Below are 24,770 nucleotides of genomic sequence, written 5' to 3'. Positions count from 1 at the left end.
CGCTGCGCTAGTCGTACCTAGGTACTAACGTATTGTTGGTAAATTGACTTGCTAAATTCATCATCGAGAAACTGAGCGATGTGGGCTACCCACTGACTACCTTCTTCGCAAAAACTAAGCACATAAGCACCAGACCAAATATCCCAGCCCAAACTTAATTTTATTCCATCTTTTTCTATTTCAATTACGATCTCATCAAGACCTATAGCCGGCGTTGACTGTGGTGAAAATCCGAACTGTTGTTGTAACAGCCGTCCGATAACAGGAATCAAACCTGAGGATGCATAAAACACGTCATAGGTTTTCTGTCCGTTTGCTGCGGTATGAATATTTCCAGTTAAATTTCTGATCCTATTCATGCCAATGCCTTCCATATTATAGCGGTATGGTTTTAGTTGTTTTTTGAGCGCAAACCGTCAAAACGTGAAATTAGTTTTTGCTGCCAATTGCAGTTTCGAGGTTTGTAAGGATCAGGCGTAATAGAAAGCGAGAAACAGCGAAATGGCAGCTACTGCGAGCACACTCCATAAAATCTTGGCGTCATCTCCCATTCGTTTTCCTGTCTTAGGAACACGTACCCATTTGGTGTTTTGCTTAAAATAGATGTAGATAGACAAAGCTACTGCCGGAAGTAGTAATGAAATATAAATAATTATCAGTGAGGACTTAGCAATATGTAATATCTCGAAAGATTGTAAAACCTGAAAAAACAGTGCTGTTAATATGCTGGAGTTAATAAACACATCCCAAGTAGTTTTTCTTGCCTGTTCACGAGCCAATTTGTATTTTTTTCCGCAATTGCAAGTGTGATTTTTCAATGAAAATAGTGGCTTTTCTGGCAGGGTCTTTTTGCAATGGCTGCAGTATTGCGGAGCAGGATCTTGATTGCTGGCTGGTGGTAAATTGTCAGGTGAGGTTGCATCGGTTTGGCGTACATCGCCCGACGTAAGCTCAGTATTGGCTGGTGTCGATTTTTTTCTCGCTTCAGGGTTGTGGAATTGGTTTTCTGTTGATAGGTGAATCAGGATGATAGGAATAGATAGCAAAAAACCGAAGAAGTAGGGCCTGATTGCGTCCATGGGTATGTTGCAGTTGTAGCAGTCAGCAGCTAATACCCCAATGAATACGAAGCCCACAAAGGGTATGAATAGGATGGCAAGGTTGAACCATTTTCTGACTGTTGCTGAGAGGTCTTTCAGGGTGACTAAATTTGTGAAAATGATGAATGCTATAAACAGGTAAGCAATACGATATTTTTCATCTTCCATGGTGTTGTCTCTGGTAGGGTGTTTTTAATATTCTAAATGCTGCGCGCCCAATTGTAAGTCTGTAAGTCGCGCAACTAACGGGATTGACTCATGGTCGATCGCGCAATTTTAAGTTCTACTTTCGGCACATTCCCGCCCTTAAAACCTGTTGCAGTCCGCAAGCTCAGCCTACGCGGCCCGCGGCGACCTACGGGTTTGAATGTACAAGGTGTGAATAATTAATTCAAATCACGACGCAAATCAATTACACGAAATAACCGTAAATCACCCCTCCTTAATCCCAACCCATTTCTGATTCGCTGTAGCCATTATTACCAAATAGCGCTGTTCAAAATCCTCTGGATCAAATGAAGCGTTGCGTTTTATTTTTAGTTCCAGTTCGGTGTGCAGGTCTAGGAGTTGGTTGCGGGTGTTGATTTCGTGGATCCAGAGTTTTTCCGGGGAGCGAAGGATCATGTAGCTGGTGACCATGGGTAAGAGAATGGCGAACAGGGTAGCAATGTTTTTGCTGGTGAAGCCGAGCAGGGTAAAGTCAAAGGTAGTGGCAATGGCAATCAATACAGAAATAAACGATGAGGCAGCCCAAAGGCTACGGTGTAAAAATTTATGGCTGGCCGCCTGCTTGCTGTGGCTATTGGCTGCGGCTTTGATCGTGCTCAGTAAAAGACTGTCGGTAGCCATTGTTGTTTTCCTTCGCTGTTTAGCGGAATGGTCAGTGGTGCCTTGCCTGGGGTGAGCGTGGTGCGCAACTGCGATGACCAATGTCACGGGTATGCCGATTATTGATGCGGTAGAGTATGATCCAGTTTTTCAACCCTGTGAATAAAAGGAAGATGTTTATGGAAATTCGTATCGATGATTTAACCAGCGCGGAAATTGCGGAATTATTGGAAGAGCATTTGCGGGATATGTATGCCGCGTCGCCGCCCGAGAGTGTGCATGCGTTGGATTTGAGCAAGCTGCGTAAACCGGAGATTACCTTTTGGAGTGCTTGGGTGGGTAGTGATTTGGTGGGGTGTGGGGCGTTAAAGGAATTGGAACCCGGGCATGCAGAAATAAAATCCATGCGCTCGGCCAATCGCTTTCGCGGCACCGGCGTGGGTAAGAAAATGCTTGAGCATATTTTGCAGGTCGCACGCAAACGTAATTACACGCGCTTGAGTTTGGAAACCGGTACGCAGGATTTTTTCTTGCCCGCGCGCAAATTGTATGAGCGTTACGGTTTTGAATATTGCGGTCCCTTTGCCGATTATGCGGAAGATCCTTATAGCGCGTTTATGACGCGGGTGATGAACTAACCATTTATCCTGCACAAAATAGAAAGCCTTAGGCAAAACGCCTAAGGCTTTTTTATTGGGCAAGTGAAAATTATTTGCCGCCTGATCCGGTAACTCAGTTTGGAAACCCGATTGGAAAACTGAGTTCGGCAGGGTAGTGCGCGATGTTAATTGACTATGCCGTAAGGCGCCGGTTGGGTAGCGCAGGTGGTGCGGCTAATACAGTTGCGATTATTTTCCCAGCCCCAACCATTTTGCGTGGTTACGCACAGCGGGTAGCGAGTGCCCCACCAATTACAGGCGGAACCCGTGGTTGGTGTGCTGGACGCCGCGCGCGAGCTGGCGGGCGTAGAACTCGCCGGTACGGAGCTGGCAGGTCTTGAGCTGGCCGGTGTTGAACTGACGGCGCGCGACGAAGCAACACTGGAAGTGACGGTGGTGGTGAGACCGAAAAAGCGAATCGCTTCTGCCGCGTTAACGGGCAGGTTGTGACCTACACCGCTCAGGCTAATGGCTTCCACTTGGGCTTGCCCGCCGGTGCTGCCATAGCGGGTGCGGGTTTGGCCGGATTGCGGGGTGTCGGTGCTGAGCGGGGTTTGGCTGATGCCGTGGACATTGGTCCACTGCTTGATGGACTCATTAAAGTTCGCGTAGCGCAGGGTAGTGTCGGCGGTGCCGTGCCAGAGTTGCACGCGGGGGCGTGCGCCTGTGTAACCCGGGTAAGCATTGCGCACTGCATCGCCCCACTGTTGCGGTGTACGGCTGATGGTGCCGTTGGCGCAGTTGCTGTTCCAGGTGCTGCCGTCAGTAGTGGCAAAGCAGCCAAAGGGTACGCCGGCAAAGGCGGCACCGGCTTTAAATACATCCGGATACAGGCCGAGTAATACCTGGGTCATCATCGCACCTGAGGAAACGCCAGTCACAAATATACGGGTGGAGTCCACGTTATAGCTGCGCTGCACGTAACTCACCATAGACATAATGCCCACCGGGTCACTACCACCACCGCGACGCAGTGCCTGGGGCGATGACACATCAAAACATTGACCGCTGCGGGTGGCGCTCGGGTAGATGACGATATAGCCGTAGCGATCCGCGAGGGACGCGAATTGCGTGCCGGAATAGAGCGCGGGGCCGGTACCGGTGCAGTAATGGTTGGCGACCAGAATCGGCGCGTTGTTCGGTAGATTGTCCGGCACATAGAGGTGCATGCGCAGGTTGCTGGGGTTGGTGCCAAAGCCGGTGATTTCGCGCAGGCTGGCAGCGGAAGTATCCAGGCTGGCGAGCAGCATTGTGCTGGCCAGCAACGTCAGGCGTGCTGATTTATTCATTATTTTGCTCATGGGAAAAACCTTCTGTCGGGAGCCAATGGAGGATCTATCGCGCGCCCTGTGGCTCAGGCATGGGCGCAGCGTACGGCAGGTTTTTGCGGGGAGTATTATGGGCGACTAGTACACTAGTGATGCAGTTATTATGAATATTTGGAAGGATGACTGGTAAATAGTGTGATGAAGGAGCTGTCAGTTTGCTGACTTAAACGGCGAATAACCTTATTAATGAAATGACGGTTTTCTGATAAAAAACGCACTGGGCGTTCGCCCGCTTACGGGGATTCAGGCGCGCGATTCCAGTTGCGACAAAATGCGTCCACCTCGCCAGCCGGCATGGGCCGCGCCCAGAAATAGCCTTGTGCCTCGTTACAGCCCAGGCTGCGAAGCAGTGCCGCCGTGCCGGCATCCTCTACCCCTTCGGCGATGGTTTTTAAACCCAGGCTCGATGCCATTTGAATGATCGCGCGAACGATTGCCGCATCACCGGTTTGGTCATCCATTTTGCGCACAAACGATTGATCAATTTTCAGCGTGCCCACTTCAAATTTTTTCAAATAGCCCAGGTTGGAATAACCCGTCCCAAAATCATCAATGGAAAAATGTACGCCTTCACTGCGCAGTATGGCCAGCGTATGTACCAAGCGGTCGCTGTCTTCAATTAACAGTGATTCGGTAAATTCCAACTCCAGGTATTGCGGAGGTAGTTGGGCACTGGCCAGTGCATTGAGCACGATGCTATCGATATTGCCGCGTTTGAATTGAATGGAGGAAATATTAACCGCGATACTGAAATCCAGAATGCCCGCATCCAGCCAGACTTTTGCCTGACGGCAAGCTTCGTTAATCACCCATTCGCCGAGCTGAATAATTAATCCGGACGATTCAGCGAGAGGAATAAAAGTCGCCGGGGAAATAAAACCCTGCTCCGGGTGGTTCCAACGCAGCAGTGCTTCCAATCCGCAAATAGTATTTTGCTGTAAGTCGATTTTTGGTTGGTAGTGAAGGCTGAATTGGTTGTCTTGCAATGCACGGCGCATGCCCGAAATCAAACTGATATGGTCGAGCATGTTGCGGCTGATGGCGGCATTAAAAAAGCGGAAACTGTTGCGCCCGGAATCCTTGGAGTGGTACATGGCGATGTCAGCTTTTTTAATCAAGGTGTCCAGGTCATCACCATCCTGCGGTGCGAGTGCGATACCAATTGAACAAGTGCAAAAAATTTCGATATTCCGGTACAGATAATTTTCAGACACTAATTGCAGTATTTCCAAGCTGGCAGTGGATGCATCCTCTTCGGTTTGGATGTTAGGTAAAAACAAAATAAATTCGTCACCACCATAGCGACATACTTGATCGACGGATTTGGTGTAGCTCAGCAAGCGCAGCGCAACTTCTTTTAAAATTTGGTCGCCCGCCTGGTGGCCGAGTGAATCGTTAATGGGTTTTAAATTATCCAGGTCGATAAAAATAATACCCAGTTGTTGATGCTTGACTTGGGCGTCCTGGAACAGGGTTTCAAAATTTCGGTGCGCCATGATGCGATTGGGCAGGCCGGTTAGGGTATCGTGCAGGGCCATATGCTCGATATGGCTTTTCGCCGCTTTCATTCGCTCGTTATCGCGCGCCAGTTCATCCAGCGCCGCGCGGTGATCATCGGCAAATTGCCAGGCGGCCATGCCCACCACAATTAACACAATCACCACAATTAACCCGGTGATTAAATTAATGGGCTCAATATGGTGGTGATAAATACCGCGATCATTCACATAGGCAATCGTGAAGAGTACGCTCACCATGATCGTTAGCAGTGCGAGGAGGATGCGTTTATTGCCCAGTGAGGCCGAAAACACCAGTACCCCGCAGTAGCCAAGCAAGGCGGTATCGCGGATGCCGCTGCCTTGCCAGGCGAGCCAGCTGAGCATAAGGGTGAGTGAGGCGAGAAAGATTCCTGATCCAAGCAGAGGCCGCTTTTTATAAATGGCCCAGTCCACAACAAACAAGAATGCGCCGGTCGCCATCATAAAGATGGCATCGCTATAGCGGCCGCCGATGGTACTGAGAATACACACCAACAAGAGCGCAACCTGGGTGGTGCGCAGTATTTGGATCAGACGTTTTGTCGATTGCTTGTGGAAATCCCGGGGGGCTGGTCCTTGCAAGGGAGAGTGAGGCGTTGGATCAGACACACTGGCACCTTGAGTTATCAACTGGGGTTATTAGGATTCTTGCTCCGCAGAATCCCTTAGTTATAGTCGATTTTCACGCAAAGGTTGGCCGGGCAGGGCAAATTAACCAGTTAATTTATCTCTAAACATAAAAAAGACTGCCCCCAAAAGGCATAAGCCAGCCCAGAGGTAATCCAGTTTAAGTGGTTCCTTCATATAAAAAACCGCGAAGGGGACAAACACGCTCAGGGTAATCACTTCCTGGAGTATTTTTAATTGCCCCACGCTCATCACCGTATAGCCGATACGATTTGCAGGAACTTGTAATAGGTATTCAAACAGCGCAATCCCCCAACTGATAAGCGCGGCGATAATCCAGGGCTTTTGGTTCAGCTCTTTCAAATGCGCATACCACGCAAAGGTCATAAAAATATTGCTACAAAAGAGCAGGCCGATGGCGAGAAGTGAAGCCTGCATTATTGATTCCCCGGCGCTTGTTGCAGGTCACGTTTTTTTCCTGCGAAATAAGAACTCAGAATACTCAACAACCAACTGGCCAATAAAATCCATTTGCCGTCCTGCCAGTAGGACGAGGTGAAAATGGATTCGTGCAGTTGGTGGTAAATACCAATAGCATCAAACGCAAAATTACCGCGCTTTGCTTCGGCATCCAAGTGCGCGCTAATTTGCAGCGCGGTGTTGATCAGGTTTTTAAATAGCAACGCAATAATCAGCGCGGAAGGCACCGCAAAAATGCAGCCGCGCAGCCACTCGCGTAACATAATTAATCCCGCACCGGGAAAAATACAGGCAGACGCAATGGCGGCACGCTTCGCATAACTCATAGGGGTTGGTGAGGCAGACGGCATAGCAACTCCGTTATTCAGCAACTAATTGTTCAAGGCGATAAAAACCTGCGCCATTTTCACTGAGCTGATCGACCAGCCAGGGCAGGGCTTCTTCCATTGCACTCCAGAGTGTCCAGGGCGGATTAATCACGATCATTCCGCTGGACGTCATACCAAATTCCGGGTTATCCGGTTGCAGGCCCAACTCTAGCAATTGAATATTTTTAATGCCGGATTTTTGTAACGCCAATTCCATTTCATCAATGCGTTGACGCAATACCACGGGATACCAAATCGCAAAGGTGCCAGTTGCAAAACGCTTGTGCGCTTGAATCACTTGCTTTACCAAATGTTGGTAATCATTTTTTACTTCATAGGAGGGATCGAGCAGCACCAGCGCGCGGCGATCGGGCGGTGGCAAGAGTGCCTGCAATCCCGCGAAGCCATCTTCATTGTGCACCTTGATGCGTTTATCGCTGCGCATGCAATCGCGCAGAAATTGGAAATCGCTAGGGTGCAGCTCATGCAAAAACAGACGGTCTTGTTCGCGCATCAAATGTTGTGCAAGTAATGGTGAGCCAGGGTAAACCTGTAATTGGCCATGCTCGTTCAATTCGCGCAGGGTCGCCATATAAGTTTCAACTGCAGCGGGCAAATCCGGCAGTTGCCACAGGCGGCCTATACCGTTATCAAATTCGCGGGTTTTCTGCGCCTGGGGGCCGTTCAATTTGTAAACGCCCGCGCCGGCATGGGTATCGATAATGCGCAGCGGTTTGTCTTTCTGCTTCATATACTCGAGGCAGTGCACAAGCACCATGTGTTTGAGTACATCGGCAAAATTGCCGGCGTGGAAGCCGTGGCGATAACTGAGCATAGGCGGGTCTCTGGTTGAGCGAATGAAATAGGTGCGCGTAACGGCGCGATTATAACGGGTGCCTGCGCAATTGCCTAAAGCAGTGGTGCTGTTCACAAACTGGACAGCCACATTGGAACAATTAATGCCGCAAGAATGTCACACTTTCAGCCTTTTAGCCGCCGGTGTTAGCGGGTAAAGTAGGCACCGCTCTAGCCCAAAGATGATGATGGAATTGCATACTTCAGCTGTACTGCGCATTTGTTCCCTGATAGTCCTGTTGCCGGCCCTGCTGGTGGCCGGGCAGGTATTGGCTGCTGAACCGGACATAGAAATTACCGGCGGTACCAAAAGCCTGCGGGAAAATATTCGCCAGCACCTGAGCCTTGCCGATGAAAGTTGTAAGGCACCACTCTGGCGAATCAACTCGCTGTTGGCCGATGCTGAAACGGAAATATCCGCCGCCGCCCAAGCTTTGGGTTACTACCAGCTCGAATACGAAACCAAACTGCTCAACAATAAAAATTGTTGGGGCCTGCAGATTGCTCTTACGCCCGGTGAACCCGTGCTGGTAAAAGAATTGCGCATTGAGATTCTGGGTGAGGGCCGCGACGACAGTGTTTTCCACAGCCTGTACGACAAGCCCGGCATTAAAGTCGGCAATAAATTAAATCATGGCCGCTACGAAACCCTGAAATCCAGATTCGGCACCCTGGCGGCTAGCCACGGTTATTTTGATGGCGAATTCAAACTGTCGCGCATCATGGTGAGTGTTGCGGAAAAAACCGCCGTCATCGAATTGGTCTATGACACGGGTGCGCGCTACAAAATCAGCCAGATTAATTTGCAGCACGAAATCCTCGATGAAAATTTTCTCCAGCGCTATTACAACATCCAACCCGGTGATTATTACGATACTGATCAACTGCTGGAACTAAAGAGCGACTACAGCGCCAGTAATTATTTTTCGGTGGCCAATGTGGCACCGGACCTGGAAATGCTCAAAGACAATCAAGTCCCGATAAATATTCAACTGGAAGCGCGCAAACGCCACGCCTATTCCATAGGTGCGGGGGTAGAGGCCGATGAACCGCGCGTTAAGCTCGGCTTTGAGGATCGCTATCTCAATCGCCGTGGCCATTCTTTGTCCACCGATTTTTCTGCATCAGATATTAAAAAAGAAGCCGTCGCCAATTATAAAATTCCGTTTCGCCGTCCGGCGCATGAATTTTTAAATATCTACACCGGCTATTTAAAAGAGGAAGTGGAGACCTTTGTTAGTACCAAGAATACCTATGGTGCTAATTACACTTACTTCCAGGATAATAAATGGCTGCAAACCTACGCGCTTGAATACACCCATGAAGAGTCGCAAGTGGGTGATGAATTGCCCAATACGATTGATTTATTAATTCCCTCAGTGTCGTTTTCGCGCACCAAATCCGATGGTAATGCCTATCCATTGCGCGGTTGGAATTTTCTGGGAAAGCTATCTGGCTCACCGGAAAGCCTGGGGTCAGATCGCAGCTTTGTGCAATTTTATTCGCGCGCAAAGTATGTATGGGGTTTGCCCGTTGGGCGCTTGCTGATGCGTACCGAATTGGGGGTGACCGATATTGAGGATGTTGCACTATTGCCGGCATCCGTGCGCTACTTTGCCGGTGGCGATGCCAGTGTGCGCGGTTACGATTACAAATCCATTGGCCCGGTTAAGGAAAGCGAGCGCACTGGTAAAGAGGAGGTCATTGGCGGAAATAACCTGTTAGTGGCCAGTATGGAATACGATTATCGCTTTGAAGACTCCAATTGGGTTGTCGCGGCGTTTTACGATATGGGCAATGCAATTGACGATGGCGATTTTGAATTTAAACGCGGCGTTGGCGTGGGTGTGCGGTGGGTATCGCCCATAGGCCCCATTCGGATTGATGTTGCAAAAGCCTTGGACCCGATTAAACAGGATGACGAAACCGATGGCTGGCGTTTGCATATTAGTATGGGGCCAGATTTGTGATGCACTGGCCGCGTTGGATTAAAAAAGCCCGCAACATTTTTTTCAGTTTGCTCGCTGTAGCGCTGATTGTGTTGGCCTGCCTGAGCGCATTAGTGGAAACGGAAACTGGCAGCCGTTGGTTAGTTGCCCGTATTGCCGCGCTGGTAGATGCGAACGTACAGGGCGTGAGTGGCAACTTGCGCAGTGGGCTGGATATAGACGCGCTGGAATATCGCAACGAGGAGCAAATTTATCGCGCAGAAAAATTATCCTTTCGCTGGCGCCCGGTTGATTTGCTGTATGGTGCGCTGGTAGTTCAATCGCTGCGTGCGCACGCGGTCAGCATCACACTTCCTGCTGCTCAGGAAACTGCTCAATCAGCCAGCCCATTCAGTCAATGGCCGCATTTGCGTTTGCCAGTGCGCATTCATTTACAAAAAGCGCGTATTAACAATATCGACTTAGTGCAGGGCGATACTCGCCAACATTGGCGTAGGTTAAGTGGCTCGCTCAGTTGGGGCACATTTCACTTCCGTTATAACAATCTGGCGTTGGTGAATGATCAGTACACTGTGCATCTCACCGGCGCGACCGAATTAGATTTCCCCTATAAAACCCAAGCCAGTTTGCAATGGCAGTGGCAAGCCGCCGCTGAAAATACTGCAGCGCCACAACATCCTCCGGCGCAAATTATTCCTGCGCCGCCAGAATTAATTTATATGGGCGTGAGTGATATCAGCGGCGATTTAAAAAGATGGCAAGTGTCAACCCAAATGGGGGCGCCGGTGGTGTTAACAGCGAATATTGTTGGCAGCCTGGTGAATGCGAATAATGAATTGCAACTGGCGCCATTTCTGCAAGCGCAAGCGCAGTGGCACCAGCAAACACTGCCAGCAGAATGGTGGGTTCCGGATCAGCCGGCACCAATCACTAATGGCAAATTAATCGCTGAGGGCAATTGGAAAAAATACACCGCCGAATTGCAGGGTGATATTTATTTGCCGCAGGCGCCGATTCTCGGGGTGAGCGCGGCGGCGGAAGGCGACCTTGAACAAATTCGCATTGATTTTTTACGGTTGCGTGAGCGCTATATTTCCAGTGTTGGCGTAGATGGCGCTGCGCCGCTTGCAAGTTCCAGTGCAATGAGTTCAGCGGCGCTACCAGAAACCATTGCGGCCCCGGGAGTCGCTACCCCTGGTCCACAGATTATTGATACCGATGCAGGCTTAACCCTGCAAGGCAGTGTGCGTTGGTTGCCGCACCTGGACTGGAAGTTGGGGGTAACGGCAGAGCATTTAAATATCGCGAGCTTATTTGATAATTGGCCGAGTAATATCAACGCTAGTTTTACCACCAGTGGTGCGCAGGGCGCAGACGGTTGGGTAGCGCAATTACAAAACTTGGCGATCGATGGCGATTTGCGCGGTGTGAATATCCAGGGCGGCGGCAGTGTTGATTACGCCGGAGAAAAACTGCGCAGCGATGATTTACATTTGGTATTGGGTGCAAACCAAATTCGTGTAAAAGGGGACTTGGGTAAGCAATTTAATCTGGATTGGAACATCAACGCTCCTATGTTGGCGCAAATCGATAATAGCCTGCGCGGCAGCGTTATTAGCCGCGGCAGTTTGCGCGGTACCGTCCAGCAGCCGCAAATGAATATAGAGGCGGCGGTACAGCAATTTTCCTGGGGCCGCTACGCGGTGGAAAAATTGCAATTCTCATTGGCACCAGTGGCAGAGGTTACTGCAACCCTTGGTCCTGTGCCGGCCGATAATAATATCGCCCCCGCGATTAATACGTCCGTAAATTTGGCCGAGGCGTTGCGCGACTACAATTATGCGTTGTCGTTTTCTGCCAATCAGTTACGCGTTGCGGAAAATCGCTTTTCGTCAATCACGCTGAATGGCACAGGCGCGCTTAATAAACATCAGTTACAAGCGGTGATCAAACACAAAACCTACGGCCGTGCAGATGTAAAAATTGCTGGCGATTATGATGGGAGCGCATGGACGGGGCGTTTTGAGCAGCTTGCACTAAAACTGAAAAAGGTTCCGCGCTGGTGGCTTACATCCAGTAGTGAGATGCGTGTATCTGCAGATTCACTCAATCTGGGCCGCCAGTGTTTGACAACGCGCACTAACCTTACCGGGCAAGTAGAAAAAATTGCTGCGGTGGAGCGAGAGCAAGTCATCGGCGAATGGATTGCTAACCAAAATTATGTAAAAACCAATTACGACTGGTTGGTCAAGCCACAAGTATTGCCTATGAACCCGGTAGAAAAATATTCGCTACCGCAACTGTGCGTTGAAGGTGAATGGGCAGCTGCTACGGGCGCGCAGTTGCATGCAAATCTGGATTCGGTGCCGCTGCGTCAATTTCTGTCGTTGTTTAAAACGGAAGTGTATTTTGCCGGCGTTATGGATGGCGCGGTGCATATCCGCAGTGATGACCTAAGCGTGGCGAACACCAAAGCCAGTGCCACAATTGCAACGCGCAATGCCGAGCTGCGCTACCAGTATGTTGGCGGTGCTACCGATGTGTATGCCTGGCGCAATTTCTTTGTGCGTGCGAATTTGGCGGATGCAAAATTATCCGCTAATGCCGGTATGGACTGGACGGGCTATGGTCGTATAGATGCCAATAGTGAACTGGATTTGCGGCAACAAAAATTTACCAAGGGAAAATTAACGGCATTTTTTTCCAACCTCGCTCCGCTGGAGACGCTGCTACCTTTCGCCAACGATGTGCAAGGTGATTTGCGGACGGATTTATCCCTCAGTGGTAGTTTCGCGCAGCCGCAATTAATTGGCGACATAAGTCTGCGCAATGGCTCCGCAAAACTGCCCCGCTTGGGAGTGGATTTATCCAATATAGAAATACAACTGAATTCCACGCGGACAGGTGCCGTTAATTTAGTCAGTCAGATGCAGTCGGGTGAAGGCCGTTTATCGATTGTGAGCGACTTGCGCGGTTTGGGTACACCTGATTGGTCGCTGCAAGGGTTTGTGAATGGCAATAACGTGCAAGTGGTTGCCTTGCCCCAATTAAAAGCCACCCTAAGCCCCACGATAAAAATTGCTGCCACGCCCGGAACTCTGGAATTAACCGGTACAGCAACGATTCCCTGGGCGCGCACCAATATAAAAAGTTTGGCGGAATCGGCTACTGCTGTTTCTGCAGATGCCGTAATTGTCGATGAGCAATTCCTGCAAGACAGCGCAGACGAAAAATTAAAAGTGCTTACCAATCTGGAGCTGTTATTGGGCGATGATGTTCGCTTTAAAGGCTTTGGTCTGAATAGCAAGCTCACCGGAAAAATTAAATTATTTAAAGAAGCGCAGCGTCAATTTTTCACCAGCGGTTACGTCAGTGTGGTTGATGGTACTTACAAAGCCTACGGACAAACGCTCACCGTTGAGCGCGGGCGATTAAATTTTCAGGGGCCGTATGAAAATCCGGGGCTGGATATTCGTGCGTCGCGCATTATTCGCGATGACGAAAATACTAAAGTAGGTTTGGATGTTAGCGGCACGCTCCAGCGACCAAAGGCGTCAGTTTTCTCGTCTACCAAACTCACCGAAAGTCAGGCAATGATGATGTTGCTCACCGGCAAGCCGCTCGATGAAGCCTCCAAGGCAGATGCATCCTTGTTAATTAGCGCAATGAGTGGATTGGGAATGGATTCGGATGGATCAATTACCTCGGAAATTACGCGCATTTTCCGCGTGGATGAGCTGGAGATCAAATCGGACCAGGGATTCAACCAAAGTGAACTCTGGGTGGGCAAATACCTGACCCCCAAATTGCTGGTGCGTTATGTGGTAGGTATTTTTGATCAGGCCTTTGGTTTTGGTGTGGAATATCAACTCACCAATCGTTTGCGGCTGGAGGCGGTATCCGGCGAGACCCAAAGTGTGGATGTGGTCTATAAAGTAGAGAAATAATGCCGATTTTTTATTAGAGCCCTTAGTCGGCGTGTTCCTGAGGTTAAATAGGGTTAATACCCACTACAGAGGTACGCAATTTATTTATGCTTGCCGCGCGCCATCTAGCCTAAGCTAATGGTGGTCAAACCTAAAATTATTCCAACCCATAACTATTCCAACACGCGAAGGGCAAGAGGGCATAATGAAAACGTTTCACAATTATCTGATTGGCTTGGGGTTGATGCTGTTATCCGCGATCAGCTGTGCGGACAACGCCTGGGAAAACACCAGTGGCTGGTGGAACCAAACCGATATTCCCGCGTTTGATAAAAGCAAAATTACACAGCAGCTGCCCCTGATAAAAGTACAGGGCAACAAATTTGTGAATGACGCCGGTAAGGTGATGGTATTTCGCGGTTTAAATATATCTGACCCGGATAAAATTGCGCGCGATAAACGCTTTACCAAAAAACATTTTGAAGTCATTAAATCCTGGGGCGCAAACGTCATTCGTGTGCCTGTGCATCCTTCGGCCTGGCGCAAGCACGGTAAAAAAGCCTATTTGGCGATGCTCGATCAAGTCGTAGTGTGGGCTAATGAGTTAAATATCTACGTGATTCTGGATTGGCATTCCATCGGCAATTTGCATTCGCAAATGTTTCAGAATAATTCTTACTACACCGACAAGCCGGAAACCTTCGACTTCTGGCGCACCGTGTCCGAGCGCTACGCCGGTGTTAATGCGGTAGCCTTTTACGAAATTTTTAATGAGCCAACTGTATTCAATGGCCGCTTGGGTATTGTGAGTTGGGCGGACTGGAAAGCCATTAATGAAGAGGCTATTACCATTATTCAGGCGCACAACCCGAAAGCGATTTCATTGGTGGCAGGTTTTAACTGGGCGTACGATTTAACCCCAATCGCTACAGCACCGATTGAGCGCGACAATGTTGCCTATGTGAGTCACGCTTACCCGATGAAAGTAGGCGCACCCTATGAGAAAAACTGGGAGAGGGATTTTGGTTTTGTCGCCGATAAATACCCGGTCTTCGCCACCGAAATTGGCTATCAATTAGCGACCGATAAAGGCGCCCATGTGCCTGTTATCGATGATGGTAGCTACGGCAAACGCATTACCGATTATTTCGGTAACAAGGGCATTAGCTGGGTGGGTTGGGTGTTTGATCCGGATTGGTCGCCGCAAATGTTCACCGACTACAAAACCTACGAACCGACCATGCAGGGCAAACATTTCCGCGAAGTGATGCTGAAGGAAAATAACTAAGCTAATGATGTAAAAAAATCCCGCTGAGTGCGGGATTTTTTTTAGCTGCGTTGATCTTTTTGAAACAAACGCTGTTTCTCCCGCGCCCAGTCACGTTCTTTTTCGGTTTCGCGTTTATCGTGCAACTGTTTGCCTTTGGCGATCGCAATTTCGCATTTCACGATATGCGCTTTCCAATAAAGCGCAATCGGCACTACCGTGTAGCCTTTTTGCTCTACAGCTTCCTGCAGGCGATTGATCTCGCGGCGATTGAGTAGCAGTTTACGGGTGCGGAAAGGGTCGGTCACAAAATGAGTGGACGCACTCAGCAGTGGCTGGATCTGGCTGGCGAGTAACCAGGCTTCGTTATTTTTAAAAATCACATAGCAGTCGGTGATATTGCCTTTGCCCGCGCGCAGGCTTTTGACTTCCCAGCCGGTAAGGGCGAGGCCCGCTTCAAAACGTTCGTGCAATTCGTAATCGAACTTGGCTTTTTTGTTCAGGGCGATGGTGCTGCTGTCATTTTTTTGCTTTTTTGAGGCCATGGCGGTGAAGCTTCTCGGGTCAAATCAAAAATCGGGCGGGCATTATATCGGCAATCGCTGCGCGCTGTCTTGGCTAAACCCTGTATTGGGGTTGTCCCTGGAAGGCTTATGTGCGCGCGGCATTACCGGTACAATTCTGCCCAGGTTTTGGCGTGAGATTGGCGCGCTCTGTGCCTGTGAATAATAACGAGTAAACACCTGAGGATGTCTCCCCCATGCGACTCAAACAACATGTAATTTGGGGCCAGCGCGGCAGTTTTATTTTGGCGGCCACCGGCTCGGCGGTCGGGTTGGGCAATATCTGGAAGTTTCCCTATATCACCGGTGAGAATGGCGGCGGCGCCTTTGTGCTGATGTATCTCGCCTGCATTTTGCTGATTGGTATCCCCATCATGATGGGTGAAATTTTGATGGGACGACGTGCGCGCGCCAACCCGATTTTAGCAACGGCCGAACTGTGCGAAACGGCGGGTGCAAGCAAGGGGTGGACGGTAATCGGGTGGATGGGCGCATTGGCCGGGTTGGTGATCTTGTCGTTTTACACGGTTATTGCCGGATGGACGCTGGAGTATGTGGAAAATGCGTTAACCGGCAAATTTGCGGGGCTGGATGGGGAAAGCTCGCAACGACTCTTTGACGGGTTGCTTGCGGACAAAGGCAAGCTGCTGCAGTGGCACACGGCGTTCACCCTGATGACCGTTGCGATATTAGCCTTGGGTGTAACTCGCGGGCTTGAGTCCGCCGTGCGAGTCATGATGCCTGCGTTATTTGTACTGTTATTGGTGCTGTTGGGTTACGCCGCGGTTGAGGGGGAGTTTGTGACTTCCCTGCGGTTTATGTTTAGTTTTAATCCAGAGGATCTTTCCTGGGAGGCGGCGTTAATCGCGATGGGGCATTCGTTTTTTACCCTCAGCCTGGGGATGGGGGCAATTATGGCTTATGGTGCCTACATGCCCAGCAATCAATCGGTTGGGCAAACGGTATTGATGGTTGCGCTGCTCGACACCCTGGTGGCCCTGGTTGCCGGTGTGGCGATCTTTGCATTTGTATTTGCCACTCCCGGGATTTCCCCCGGTGCAGGGCCGGGCTTAATGTTTGTGACCCTCCCTGTCGCATTTGGCAATATGAGTGCGGGAATTGTGATCGGCGTAATCTTCTTTGTGATGGTGATTCTGGCGGCTTGGACGTCGACGATATCCTTGCTGGAGCCAGGTGTTGCATACCTGAACGAGCGCTTCGGATTAAGCCGCATACTGGCAAGCCTGTTGCTCGGTGCGGTTGCCTGGACATTGGGAATCGGGTCGGTACTGTCGTTTAATGATTGGTCTGACAAGCAATTTTTATGGGGCAAAAGCTATTTTGATTCGATGGATTTCCTCGCCACCAATATAATGCTTCCCTTAGGTGGAGTATTAATTGCGCTGTTTGTGGGGTGGAAACTGCGCGATGAGCACTTGCTGCACGAATTAAAGTTTGAGTCGGCGGCCTTACTGCGCTGGTGGCGCCCAATCCTGAAATACTTATCGCCAGTCGCGGTGCTCATCGTGTTGATAAATGGTGTGTTCCCAATACTGCGCGGCGTGTTTGTCGAATAAGCCTGGACGATTTTTAAGTGAGCAAGCGTGGCAAGTAAAATAGAGCGGTCTGCACTGGTAAATTATTCTGCCCAGCAGATGTTTGACTTGATCAATGACATCGAAGCCTATCCGCACTTTATGGAAGGCTGTGTGGGTGCCCGGGTGCTGGCGCGCGGTGATGATTGGGTGGAGGCGCGTCTGGAATTGAGTAAGGCGGGTGTCACCCAGAGTTTCGCCACACGCAACCAGTTGCAGCCACCCCACAAAATGACTATGAACCTGGTGGATGGCCCGTTTAATTACCTGCGCGGCATCTGGCAGTTTACGCCCTTGGGTGACAGCGCCTGCAAAGTGGTTTTTTTGCTGGAATTTGAAATGAAAAACCGCCTGTTGGGGATGACGGCGGGCAAGTTATTGGAGTCCGTGGGCGGTAAGCAAGTGGATACCCTCTGCGCCCGCGCGAAACAGATTTACGGTTAATCCGGCTTTTTTAGTGCTAATTCGGGGTGAGCAAACGCGATGGCTGATTTTGATTTAATTACCGTGGAAGTCGCTTATGCGCTGCCGCACAAACAAAAAATTATTGCGCTCTTGGTGGAGCCGGGCACTACCGCACTGGACGCGGTCAAGCGCTCCAAAATTACCGATCACTTCCCCGATCTGGATATTGCCTCGGCCAAGATGGGTATCTTCGGTCAATCGTTGGGCACAAAGGGCCTGGAAGCCGCTGACAAACATGTGCTGCACGCCGGTGATCGGGTAGAGATTTATCGCCCGCTGGCCTCTGACCCGAAAGAGGCGCGCCGCAAGCGGGCCGATAAAGCCGCGGACGCCACTAACGATAACCCGCAGACTTAATAGCCCTTTCACTTTGGCCGCTGTGGCGGCCTGCTTCACAAAAAATTTGCACTACACTGGGGTAATGCTTCGCCGATTTTCTTGGCGAAGCCACCAATAACAACACCTATCCCAGAGTGATTCATGCAGTCGACAACGAAACGCCTCTACCAATGGTTGCCTTGGGTATCTGCCCTTGTACTGGCGTTAGTTTTTTTACTGTTTATGCGCTTGGATTTGTTCGCACATGAGCAAGTCTGGGAGGAGCGCCTGGAGTGGCGAACGCAGGCTCAGAAAGATTACATGGAGTCCACCAGCCGGGATCTTACCCAGCAGGCCATGCTACTTGCCCAGCTGATCGTGCGTGATACGGCCATCGTCAGTGAAATTCGTCGTGCCCACCAGGTCTTTGCAACTACCGATAATCAGGCCGCACCAGAGCTGCTGACCGAGGCGCGCGCAAGGCTGCAATTGCAGCTAACTGACCAGTGGGACAGCATGAAAGACTTGGGTGTGCGGCAACTGAGCCTCTATTTTGCGCCCGGCGCTGTTACCTTTTTGCGTATGCACAAACCTGATCGTTACGGCGATAGCCTGAGCGGCCTGCGACTTCTGGTTACCAATGCATTTGCTTCCGGGTTGCCGGCATGGGGCGAGGATGTTTCGCGTCATGGCAGTGGTCACCGGGCGGTATTGCCGATTATGGCAAACGAAGATCAAAGTGGAGGCGTAATCGCGGTATTGGAAGTTGGTATGTCGTCAATTCCACAGGCCAGAGAGGGGGACGCTGTTCCCATGCAGGTCGCGATGTTTTTGCGCAAAACCGCAGTGGAGCAGATGCTGTGGGAGCAAGTGCGCCAGGTGTTAAACCAGAAAAACGCGACCGTGGTAGATGACTGGCGTCTGGAGGAAACGAGTCATCCGCAGTTGGGGGTCTGGTGGACTCGTGGGTTGGTGCCTATCAACAAGCGAGGGCACGTGCTGCAGGAAGAAGGTAAGACCTATTTGCTCTCATGGTGGCCGATGCAACAAGTCGGGTTTCCTCCTGAGCAGTCTGGTTTGGCGATGTTGGTGTGGAGTGACATAACACCTGTTTATTTGTCCTACAGTTCGATTCGCCAACGCGTCATGGCCAAATGGCTCACGGCGATGGTGTTGGCGCTGTTAATGTTAGTGTTGTTTATCCGCTTTAATCGCTATCACCTGAAACAGCTGGTGAGCCAGCACAGTGAGCAATTGCGGGAGGAGCACGCCCACAGCGAACAGGCGCGTCAGCGTTTGGCATTAGCACTACGCAGCAGTGATTCTGGTTTTTGGGAATGGGATATTGCCCATGACAAGGCGCGTTTTTCCCCTGAGTGGCGCCAACTGTGTGGCATCGGCCCGGAATCGCCCAGCTCGCTTGACTTGGATGAGTGGATGAGCCGCGTGCACCCCGCCGATAAGCGGGTGAGCTACAGCGATATTATTCGCCATATCAAAGGCGAAACCCCCATGTACGAGAATGAATACCGGCTCAAGGTACATGACGGTAGTTACAAATGGATACTTACCCGCGGCAAGGTTGTGGAGTGGCAACCGGATGGCAAAGCGGCCCTCATGCTCGGCGTTTACACTGACATTACCGATCGCAAGAACACTGAGCTAGTAAGTATTCGTCAGCAAGCGGCTATGCATTCGCTTAATGAAATTGCCTCGCTTCCGGCAGTGGATTCCGCAGAACAATTGCGCCTGGCGCTCAGTTTGGGGGCGCGCTATTTGGGCCTGGGCGGCGGGTTAATCAGCGAGATCAACGGCGAAGACTATCGCGTCCATGTGCAATTTTCCGCAACCGGTAATAAGGATGCCGCCATCTCCAATACCTTGGGAAAAAACTACTGTAGCCTTACTGTGGCGCTGCGCGATGTATTTGCCGAAGACGATATCCCTTCCAGTGAGCACAAGCGACACTCAGCCTATTTGTTAACCCAAATGGAATCCTACATTGGTGTGCCCTTGTGGATCGGTGATCGCCTGTACGGCACCCTGTGTTTTTTCTCACGCAAAACACGCCATCATCAATTTGATTCACTCGATAAGGATTTTGTGCGTTTACTCGCGCGTTGGATCAGCTCGGTAGTGGAGCGTTGGCAGCAGGAGCGCGAGAAAAAAATTATTCTCAACCGCTTTCAAAAACTGAGCGAACGTTTACCCGGGTTTCTCTATCAATTTCAGTTGCGCCCCGATGGCAGTTCCTTTTTCCCCTATGCCAGCCCGGGCATGAAAAATATCTACAACACCAATCCGGATGAAGTTACCAGTTCAGCGCAAAAAGTATTCGCGGTCATTCACCCGGATGATGTGGGTTGGGTGAGTGAAAGCGTGTCCTATTCGGCTACGCATTTAACGCCCTGGGTGGCAACTGTGCGCGTGAACCATCCGCTGCGCGGTTTGATCTGGACCCACGTGGAATCTATTCCCGAAAAACTCGAAGACGGCAGCGTGCTCTGGCATGGCTACGTCTCCGATATCACCCCGCTCAAACAAGCGGAAATGCAAATACAGGAAACCAATTCGTTGCGCAAAGCGATTCTGGATGCGGCGAGCATTTCGATTATTTCCACCGATGTAAATGGCTTGATTAAAACCTTTAACCACGGTGCTGAGCTGATGCTGGGTTACAGCGCGCAGGAAGTGATTAATAAACAAACGCCAGCAATTATTCATTTGCCCGAGGAGGTGGAAGCACATGCCCATCGCCTGACTTGCGAGCTGGGCTATGAAGTTAAACCCGGCTTTGATGGCTTTGTGGCGAAAGCGCGTGAAGGCAGTGATGACGAGAAAGAATGGACCTATGTGCGCAAGGACGGTTCACAATTTCCGGTGATTCTTACAGTATCAGCGCTGCGCGATGCTGAAGGGGACATTAGTGGTTACTTGGGCCTCGCGCGCGATATCAGTGAAATCAAACGCATCGACCAGATGAAAGCCGAATTTATTTCCACGGTTAGCCATGAATTGCGTACACCGCTTACGGCCATCAGTGGGGCGCTGGGTATTGTGGCGAGCGGCATGGCCGGCAGCCTTAGCGAACAATCCGCGCGCATGATTCAGATTGCGCACAATAACTCGCAGCGGTTAATCCATTTGGTCAATGATTTACTGGATATGGAAAAACTGGTTGCGGGCAAAATGCATTTTGATTTGCAGCCACAAATGCTGTTGCCTTTGCTGCAACAAAGTATCGAGTCCAACGCCGCTTTTGCAGCGCAGTATGGAGTCATTTATCAGTTGGACAACGACCTTGACGATGCAAAGGTTACCGTGGACAGCCAGCGGCTGTTACAGGTGCTGGCGAATTATTTATCCAATGCCGCCAAGTTCTCCCCGATAAATGATCAGGTACGTATCAGTGTCGAGCGAAGTTTTGGCAGTGTACGCGTTATTGTTATTGATAAGGGGCCGGGTATTCCTGAAAATTTCCGCGCCCGCCTGTTTCAAAAGTTTTCCCAAGCTGACTCATCGGACTCGCGCCAAAAGGGAGGAACTGGCTTGGGTTTGGCAATTTGCAAAGAAATAATAGAACGCATGGGTGGCAAGGTTGGGGTGGAGTCAGTTCCCGGTGAAGGCGCCAGTTTTTATTTTGATTTACCCTGCGAAGATTCAACTCAAAAAGTACCTGCTACCCGTATCGAACCCGGTAAAACCAAACCGCATTTATTAATTGTGGAAGATGATTTGGAAACCGCTGAAGTCCTGGCAACTGCACTTGGTGCGCGTGGGATGGATGTGGACCGCGCCAATAATGGCCAGGCGGCGTTAGAGCATTTGCAATTGCGCGATTACGATTTAATTACGTTAGACCTCAACCTGCCCGATATGCATGGTATGGACATAGTGGAGCAGTTGCGCCAGCAGGAACAGCATCAACAAAACAAAAAAATTCCCATCATTATTATTACTGGCTCCGTGGATGAAGGTAAGCAGCGATTGGTTGGCCTGGGTAATCGCACCGGTATTTACTGGCTGCAAAAACCTTTGGTCAATGGTGAGCTGGATGCCGTGGTACAACAGGCGTTGCAGCAATTGAGCAGCGATGTACAAGGAGCGCGTCCATGAAAGCCGCATTGCCCGCCAATGAAGAATTACGCTTGCAGGCGCTTTATCGCCTGGACGTGCTGGATACCCCGCGCGAAAAAAAATTTGACGCTATTACGCACCTCGCGAAAAACATATGCGATGTGCCAATTGCGGTGATTTCACTCGTGGACCGCGATCGCCAATGGTTTAAAAGTTGTATTGGATTGGATGCGAGTGAAACGCCACGCGACGTCGCGTTTTGTGCGCATGCGATATTTACGCCGAGCGAAATGTTGTTGGTTGAGGATGCCCTGCTTGATCGGCGTTTTTCCGATAACCCGCTCGTTACCGGTGAGCCATTTATTCGATTTTATGCTGGCGCCCCTTTGGTTACCCCAGGCGGTGAAGCTCTGGGAACCCTGTGTGTTATTGATCACCAGCCACGTCAATTGACTCATGAACAACAGTGTAGTTTGCGTTTGCTTGCGGATCAGGTTGTGCAATTGTTTGAGGCGCATGAGAGCAGTATTGCACTACAGCGGGAACGCCAGCATGTAGAGGACATTATTCGTGGCGCTAATCTGGGGACTTGGCGTTGGAATGTGCAAACAGGAGAGACTATTTTTAACGAGCGCTGGGCAGGTATTCTTGGCTATAGTTTGGATGAGTTGGCGCCAGTATCGCTCAATACTTGGTTCACTCTTTGCCATCCTGAAGACTTAAAGGTGTCTGGTGAGCTACTTGAGCGGCACTTTCGTGGCGAGTTGGATTATTACGAATGTAATTGTCGGATGAGACATAAGAGCGGTGAATGGGTATACGTCTACGCTCGAGGCCGGGTTATTAGTTTTTTGCCTGACGGTGAACCCTTGTGGATGTCGGGTACCCACACGGATATCACTGAATTACACCAGTCGCGTATTCGATTGATACAAAGCGAAGAGCGCTTGCAAAGCATGATTAACAACTTTCCCGGAGCGGTGTATCGCTGCCGTAATGATGAACGCTGGACTATGTTGTATTTAAGTGATGCTGTGACTCGCCTTACCGGACATGCGGCAAAAGAATTTTTCGGTGAGCGGCCATTGAGCTTTACTGATATCACGCACCCCGATGATGTGACCAGAATATTTGATCAGGTGCAACAGGCTTTACGTTTCCAAAAGTCATTTAACTTGGTGTATCGCATGCAACACAGCGATGGTCAATGGATTTATGTGCAGGAGGTGGGTGCTGGTGTTTTTGATCGTCAAAAAGGGCTGAAATATATAGATGGCTTTTTGTGGGATATTACAGAAACTAAAGCCGCCTATGACGAAATTGCCTTGAGTGAGCAGAAACTATCTACACTTTATACGCAAGCTCCCATCGCAATAACCCTCAATCACTGTTTAGGCGGAAATTTCATTGAGTGCAATCCAGAGTTTTGCCGGCTGCTAGGCTATTCACGTAGCGATGTTATGCGTATGGATAATCACTCGATAACACCGCCGGAATATGCGCAAGAGGATTTAGAACAGCTCGAAAGTCTGCATATTAGCGGGCGTTATGGGCCTTACGAAAAACATTTGATTCACAATGATGGGCGTTTAATTCCAGTGCTTCTCAATGGTGTATTAATTGAAAGCCCAAATGGAGAGCGGCAGATTTGGTCATTTATTCAGGACATTACGGAGCGTAAGCGCATTGAACAAATGAAAAATGAATTTGTCTCTGCGGTTAGCCACGAATTGCGCACACCGCTTACGTCTATTTCCGGGTCGCTGGGTATGGTAGTTGGTGGCATGCTTGGCAGTTTGCCAGCCAATATTCACAACATGCTGACGATTGCCCACAAAAATTCTTTGCGTTTGACATTGCTGATTAACGATCTGCTCGATATGGAAAAATTGCTCGCCGGCAAAATGCAATTTGATTTAAGTACACAGTTGTTGCTGCCGATTTTGCAGCAGTCGGTTGAAGGGAATATGGCCTATGCTGAAACTTTTGGCATTCGTCTGACGTTGTTGGCGGACGCTGCTACGGAAAACTTGGAGGTCGATATCGATGCTCAGCGCCTGCAGCAAGTCATGGCTAATTTTATTTCCAATGCGGTGAAATTTTCTCCCCCTAATGGACAGGTGGAAGTGGTGGTTACGCGGTCTGGAAATCGGGTAAAAATTGCCGTGGTCGATCACGGACCCGGTGTTAGCGAAGAATTTCGCGCCCGCATTTTTCAGAAATTTTCCCAAGCGGATTCTTCCGACTCGCGCCAACGCGGCGGTACCGGCTTGGGTCTGGCAATTAGTAAAGCATTTGTGGAGCGTATGCAGGGCACTATCGGGTTTGATTCTGAATTAGGCAAGGGCGCCACTTTCTACGCAACGTTTCCGCTGCACAGTACCAGTGTTTAATTTTTCATTAACAGGAATACACAATGACTCGCGAACTAAATCGTATTTTGTATGTGGAAGATGATCCCGATATCCAAGCCATTGCATTGATGGTACTGGAAACAATCAATGGTTTTACGGTGGAGCCTTGCAGTGGCGGTAATGAGGCATTGCAGAAAGCAGTCCCCTTCAAGCCGGATTTAATTTTACTGGATGTAATGATGCCGGGGATGGATGGGCCGGAGACTTTAAAAGGCCTGCGCAATTTTTCTGAGCTGGAGCAAACGCCAGTGGTATTTATGACCGCTAAGGTTCAGCCACAAGAAGTGCAGGGGTATTTGAATTTAGGGGCGGCGGGAGTAATCGCCAAACCCTTTGACCCTATGACCTTGGCACAGGAGCTGCGCGATATCTGGGACAGGCATTAGCGATGAGACAGCGCTGTAGCGGGTGAC

At 50.1% G+C, this 24,770-nt stretch carries 19 protein-coding genes; 10 read left to right on the top strand and 9 right to left on the bottom strand.

The features are described from left to right. Positions 1–17: 17 nt before the first annotated feature. The 3 genes from D0C16_RS15260 to D0C16_RS15250 form a co-directional block, all read right to left on the bottom strand. Positions 18–359: a hypothetical protein gene (locus tag D0C16_RS15260; protein ID WP_151033151.1), complete on the bottom strand. Its 342-nt coding sequence runs from the start codon at positions 357–359 to the stop codon at positions 18–20. A 111-nt stretch (positions 360–470) separates the two neighbouring features. After that, the gene (locus tag D0C16_RS15255; RefSeq protein WP_151033150.1) at positions 471–1,268 is read right to left on the bottom strand and encodes a hypothetical protein; all 798 of its coding nucleotides are present in this window, start codon (positions 1,266–1,268) and stop codon (positions 471–473) included. A 264-nt stretch (positions 1,269–1,532) separates the two neighbouring features. Then, entirely contained in the window at positions 1,533–1,949 is a 417-nt protein-coding gene (locus tag D0C16_RS15250; protein WP_151033149.1) for a hypothetical protein, read from the bottom strand. A gap of 158 nt (positions 1,950–2,107) precedes the next feature. Here D0C16_RS15250 and D0C16_RS15245 point away from each other — a divergent pair, with 158 nt between their 5' ends. Next, on the top strand, positions 2,108–2,566 hold the full coding sequence (locus tag D0C16_RS15245; protein WP_151033148.1) for a GNAT family N-acetyltransferase: 459 nt from the start codon (positions 2,108–2,110) through the stop codon (positions 2,564–2,566). 146 nt (positions 2,567–2,712) lie between these two features. Here D0C16_RS15245 and D0C16_RS15240 read toward each other — a convergent pair whose 3' ends face one another. From D0C16_RS15240 to D0C16_RS15220, 5 genes are all read right to left on the bottom strand, one after another. Beyond that, on the bottom strand, positions 2,713–3,888 hold the full coding sequence (locus D0C16_RS15240; RefSeq protein ID WP_151033147.1) for a PHB depolymerase family esterase: 1,176 nt from the start codon (positions 3,886–3,888) through the stop codon (positions 2,713–2,715). Between the two features lie 260 nt (positions 3,889–4,148). Then, positions 4,149–6,062 carry a bifunctional diguanylate cyclase/phosphodiesterase gene (locus tag D0C16_RS15235; RefSeq protein ID WP_151033146.1) on the bottom strand — a complete coding sequence of 638 codons (1,914 nt, stop codon included), beginning with the start codon at positions 6,060–6,062 and terminating at the stop codon, positions 4,149–4,151. A gap of 102 nt (positions 6,063–6,164) precedes the next feature. After that, a complete protein-coding gene (locus D0C16_RS15230; protein ID WP_151033145.1) occupies positions 6,165–6,518 on the bottom strand; it encodes a DMT family protein in 354 nt (117 codons plus the stop codon). Then, entirely contained in the window at positions 6,518–6,910 is a 393-nt protein-coding gene (locus D0C16_RS15225) for a hypothetical protein (protein WP_151033144.1), read from the bottom strand. The genes D0C16_RS15230 and D0C16_RS15225 overlap by 1 nt, the downstream gene beginning before the upstream one ends. 10 nt (positions 6,911–6,920) lie before the next feature. Next, positions 6,921–7,859 (bottom strand): 23S rRNA (adenine(2030)-N(6))-methyltransferase RlmJ, encoded by a 939-nt coding sequence (locus D0C16_RS15220; protein ID WP_225318700.1) that lies wholly within the window; start codon positions 7,857–7,859, stop codon positions 6,921–6,923. A 118-nt stretch (positions 7,860–7,977) separates the two neighbouring features. Here D0C16_RS15220 and D0C16_RS15215 point away from each other — a divergent pair, with 118 nt between their 5' ends. The 3 genes from D0C16_RS15215 (at position 7,978) to D0C16_RS15205 (ending at position 14,946) form a co-directional block, all read left to right on the top strand. Continuing rightward, positions 7,978–9,753, top strand: coding sequence for an autotransporter assembly complex family protein (locus D0C16_RS15215; protein ID WP_225318699.1), 1,776 nt, complete (start codon positions 7,978–7,980; stop codon positions 9,751–9,753). Further along, positions 9,753–13,679 carry a translocation/assembly module TamB domain-containing protein gene (locus D0C16_RS15210; RefSeq protein WP_225319047.1) on the top strand — a complete coding sequence of 1,309 codons (3,927 nt, stop codon included), beginning with the start codon at positions 9,753–9,755 and terminating at the stop codon, positions 13,677–13,679. The genes D0C16_RS15215 and D0C16_RS15210 overlap by 1 nt, the downstream gene beginning before the upstream one ends. Before the next feature lie 184 nt (positions 13,680–13,863). Further along, entirely contained in the window at positions 13,864–14,946 is a 1,083-nt protein-coding gene (locus tag D0C16_RS15205) for a glycoside hydrolase family 5 protein (protein ID WP_151033142.1), read from the top strand. Positions 14,947–14,987: 41 nt separating this feature from the next. Here D0C16_RS15205 and smpB read toward each other — a convergent pair whose 3' ends face one another. Then, on the bottom strand, positions 14,988–15,470 hold the full coding sequence (smpB, locus tag D0C16_RS15200) for an SsrA-binding protein SmpB (RefSeq protein ID WP_151033141.1): 483 nt from the start codon (positions 15,468–15,470) through the stop codon (positions 14,988–14,990). Positions 15,471–15,685: 215 nt separating this feature from the next. Between smpB and D0C16_RS15195 the strand changes: the two genes are divergently transcribed. The 6 genes from D0C16_RS15195 (at position 15,686) to D0C16_RS15170 (ending at position 24,743) form a co-directional block, all read left to right on the top strand. Next, positions 15,686–17,065, top strand: coding sequence for a sodium-dependent transporter (locus tag D0C16_RS15195; RefSeq protein ID WP_151033140.1), 1,380 nt, complete (start codon positions 15,686–15,688; stop codon positions 17,063–17,065). A 27-nt stretch (positions 17,066–17,092) separates the two neighbouring features. Then, positions 17,093–17,527, top strand: coding sequence for a type II toxin-antitoxin system RatA family toxin (locus tag D0C16_RS15190; protein ID WP_151033139.1), 435 nt, complete (start codon positions 17,093–17,095; stop codon positions 17,525–17,527). 39 nt (positions 17,528–17,566) lie between these two features. Continuing rightward, on the top strand, positions 17,567–17,905 hold the full coding sequence (locus D0C16_RS15185; protein WP_151033138.1) for an RnfH family protein: 339 nt from the start codon (positions 17,567–17,569) through the stop codon (positions 17,903–17,905). 123 nt (positions 17,906–18,028) lie between these two features. After that, complete coding sequence (locus D0C16_RS15180) at positions 18,029–21,982, top strand: PAS domain S-box protein (protein ID WP_151033137.1); 3,954 nt, start codon at positions 18,029–18,031, stop codon at positions 21,980–21,982. Then, positions 21,979–24,336 (top strand): PAS domain S-box protein, encoded by a 2,358-nt coding sequence (locus D0C16_RS15175; protein WP_151033136.1) that lies wholly within the window; start codon positions 21,979–21,981, stop codon positions 24,334–24,336. Before D0C16_RS15180 ends, D0C16_RS15175 begins: the two co-directional genes overlap by 4 nt. Positions 24,337–24,359: 23 nt before the next feature. After that, positions 24,360–24,743: a response regulator gene (locus tag D0C16_RS15170; protein WP_151033135.1), complete on the top strand. Its 384-nt coding sequence runs from the start codon at positions 24,360–24,362 to the stop codon at positions 24,741–24,743. Positions 24,744–24,770: the final 27 nt, after the last annotated feature.

The sequence above is a fragment of the Cellvibrio sp. KY-GH-1 genome (genome assembly GCF_008806975.1).
GTDB lineage: Bacteria > Pseudomonadota > Gammaproteobacteria > Pseudomonadales > Cellvibrionaceae > Cellvibrio.
Note: the sequence above shows the minus strand (reverse complement) of the source record. Positions and strands in the feature narration are given on the sequence as shown.

Excerpts from the sequence above, each read along its gene's own strand:
- D0C16_RS15260 (WP_151033151.1), bottom strand. The coding sequence starts at position 359 with ATGAATAGGATCAGAAATTTAACTGGAAATATTCATACCGCAGCAAAC.
- D0C16_RS15255 (WP_151033150.1), bottom strand. The coding sequence starts at position 1,268 with ATGGAAGATGAAAAATATCGTATTGCTTACCTGTTTATAGCATTCATC.
- D0C16_RS15250 (WP_151033149.1), bottom strand. The coding sequence starts at position 1,949 with ATGGCTACCGACAGTCTTTTACTGAGCACGATCAAAGCCGCAGCCAAT.
- D0C16_RS15245 (WP_151033148.1), top strand. The coding sequence starts at position 2,108 with ATGGAAATTCGTATCGATGATTTAACCAGCGCGGAAATTGCGGAATTA.
- D0C16_RS15240 (WP_151033147.1), bottom strand. The coding sequence starts at position 3,888 with ATGAGCAAAATAATGAATAAATCAGCACGCCTGACGTTGCTGGCCAGC.
- D0C16_RS15230 (WP_151033145.1), bottom strand. The coding sequence starts at position 6,518 with ATGCAGGCTTCACTTCTCGCCATCGGCCTGCTCTTTTGTAGCAATATT.
- D0C16_RS15225 (WP_151033144.1), bottom strand. The coding sequence starts at position 6,910 with ATGCCGTCTGCCTCACCAACCCCTATGAGTTATGCGAAGCGTGCCGCC.
- D0C16_RS15210 (WP_225319047.1), top strand. The coding sequence starts at position 9,753 with ATGCACTGGCCGCGTTGGATTAAAAAAGCCCGCAACATTTTTTTCAGT.
- D0C16_RS15205 (WP_151033142.1), top strand. The coding sequence starts at position 13,864 with ATGAAAACGTTTCACAATTATCTGATTGGCTTGGGGTTGATGCTGTTA.
- smpB (WP_151033141.1), bottom strand. The coding sequence starts at position 15,470 with ATGGCCTCAAAAAAGCAAAAAAATGACAGCAGCACCATCGCCCTGAAC.
- D0C16_RS15195 (WP_151033140.1), top strand. The coding sequence starts at position 15,686 with ATGCGACTCAAACAACATGTAATTTGGGGCCAGCGCGGCAGTTTTATT.
- D0C16_RS15185 (WP_151033138.1), top strand. The coding sequence starts at position 17,567 with ATGGCTGATTTTGATTTAATTACCGTGGAAGTCGCTTATGCGCTGCCG.
- D0C16_RS15180 (WP_151033137.1), top strand. The coding sequence starts at position 18,029 with ATGCAGTCGACAACGAAACGCCTCTACCAATGGTTGCCTTGGGTATCT.
- D0C16_RS15175 (WP_151033136.1), top strand. The coding sequence starts at position 21,979 with ATGAAAGCCGCATTGCCCGCCAATGAAGAATTACGCTTGCAGGCGCTT.
- D0C16_RS15170 (WP_151033135.1), top strand. The coding sequence starts at position 24,360 with ATGACTCGCGAACTAAATCGTATTTTGTATGTGGAAGATGATCCCGAT.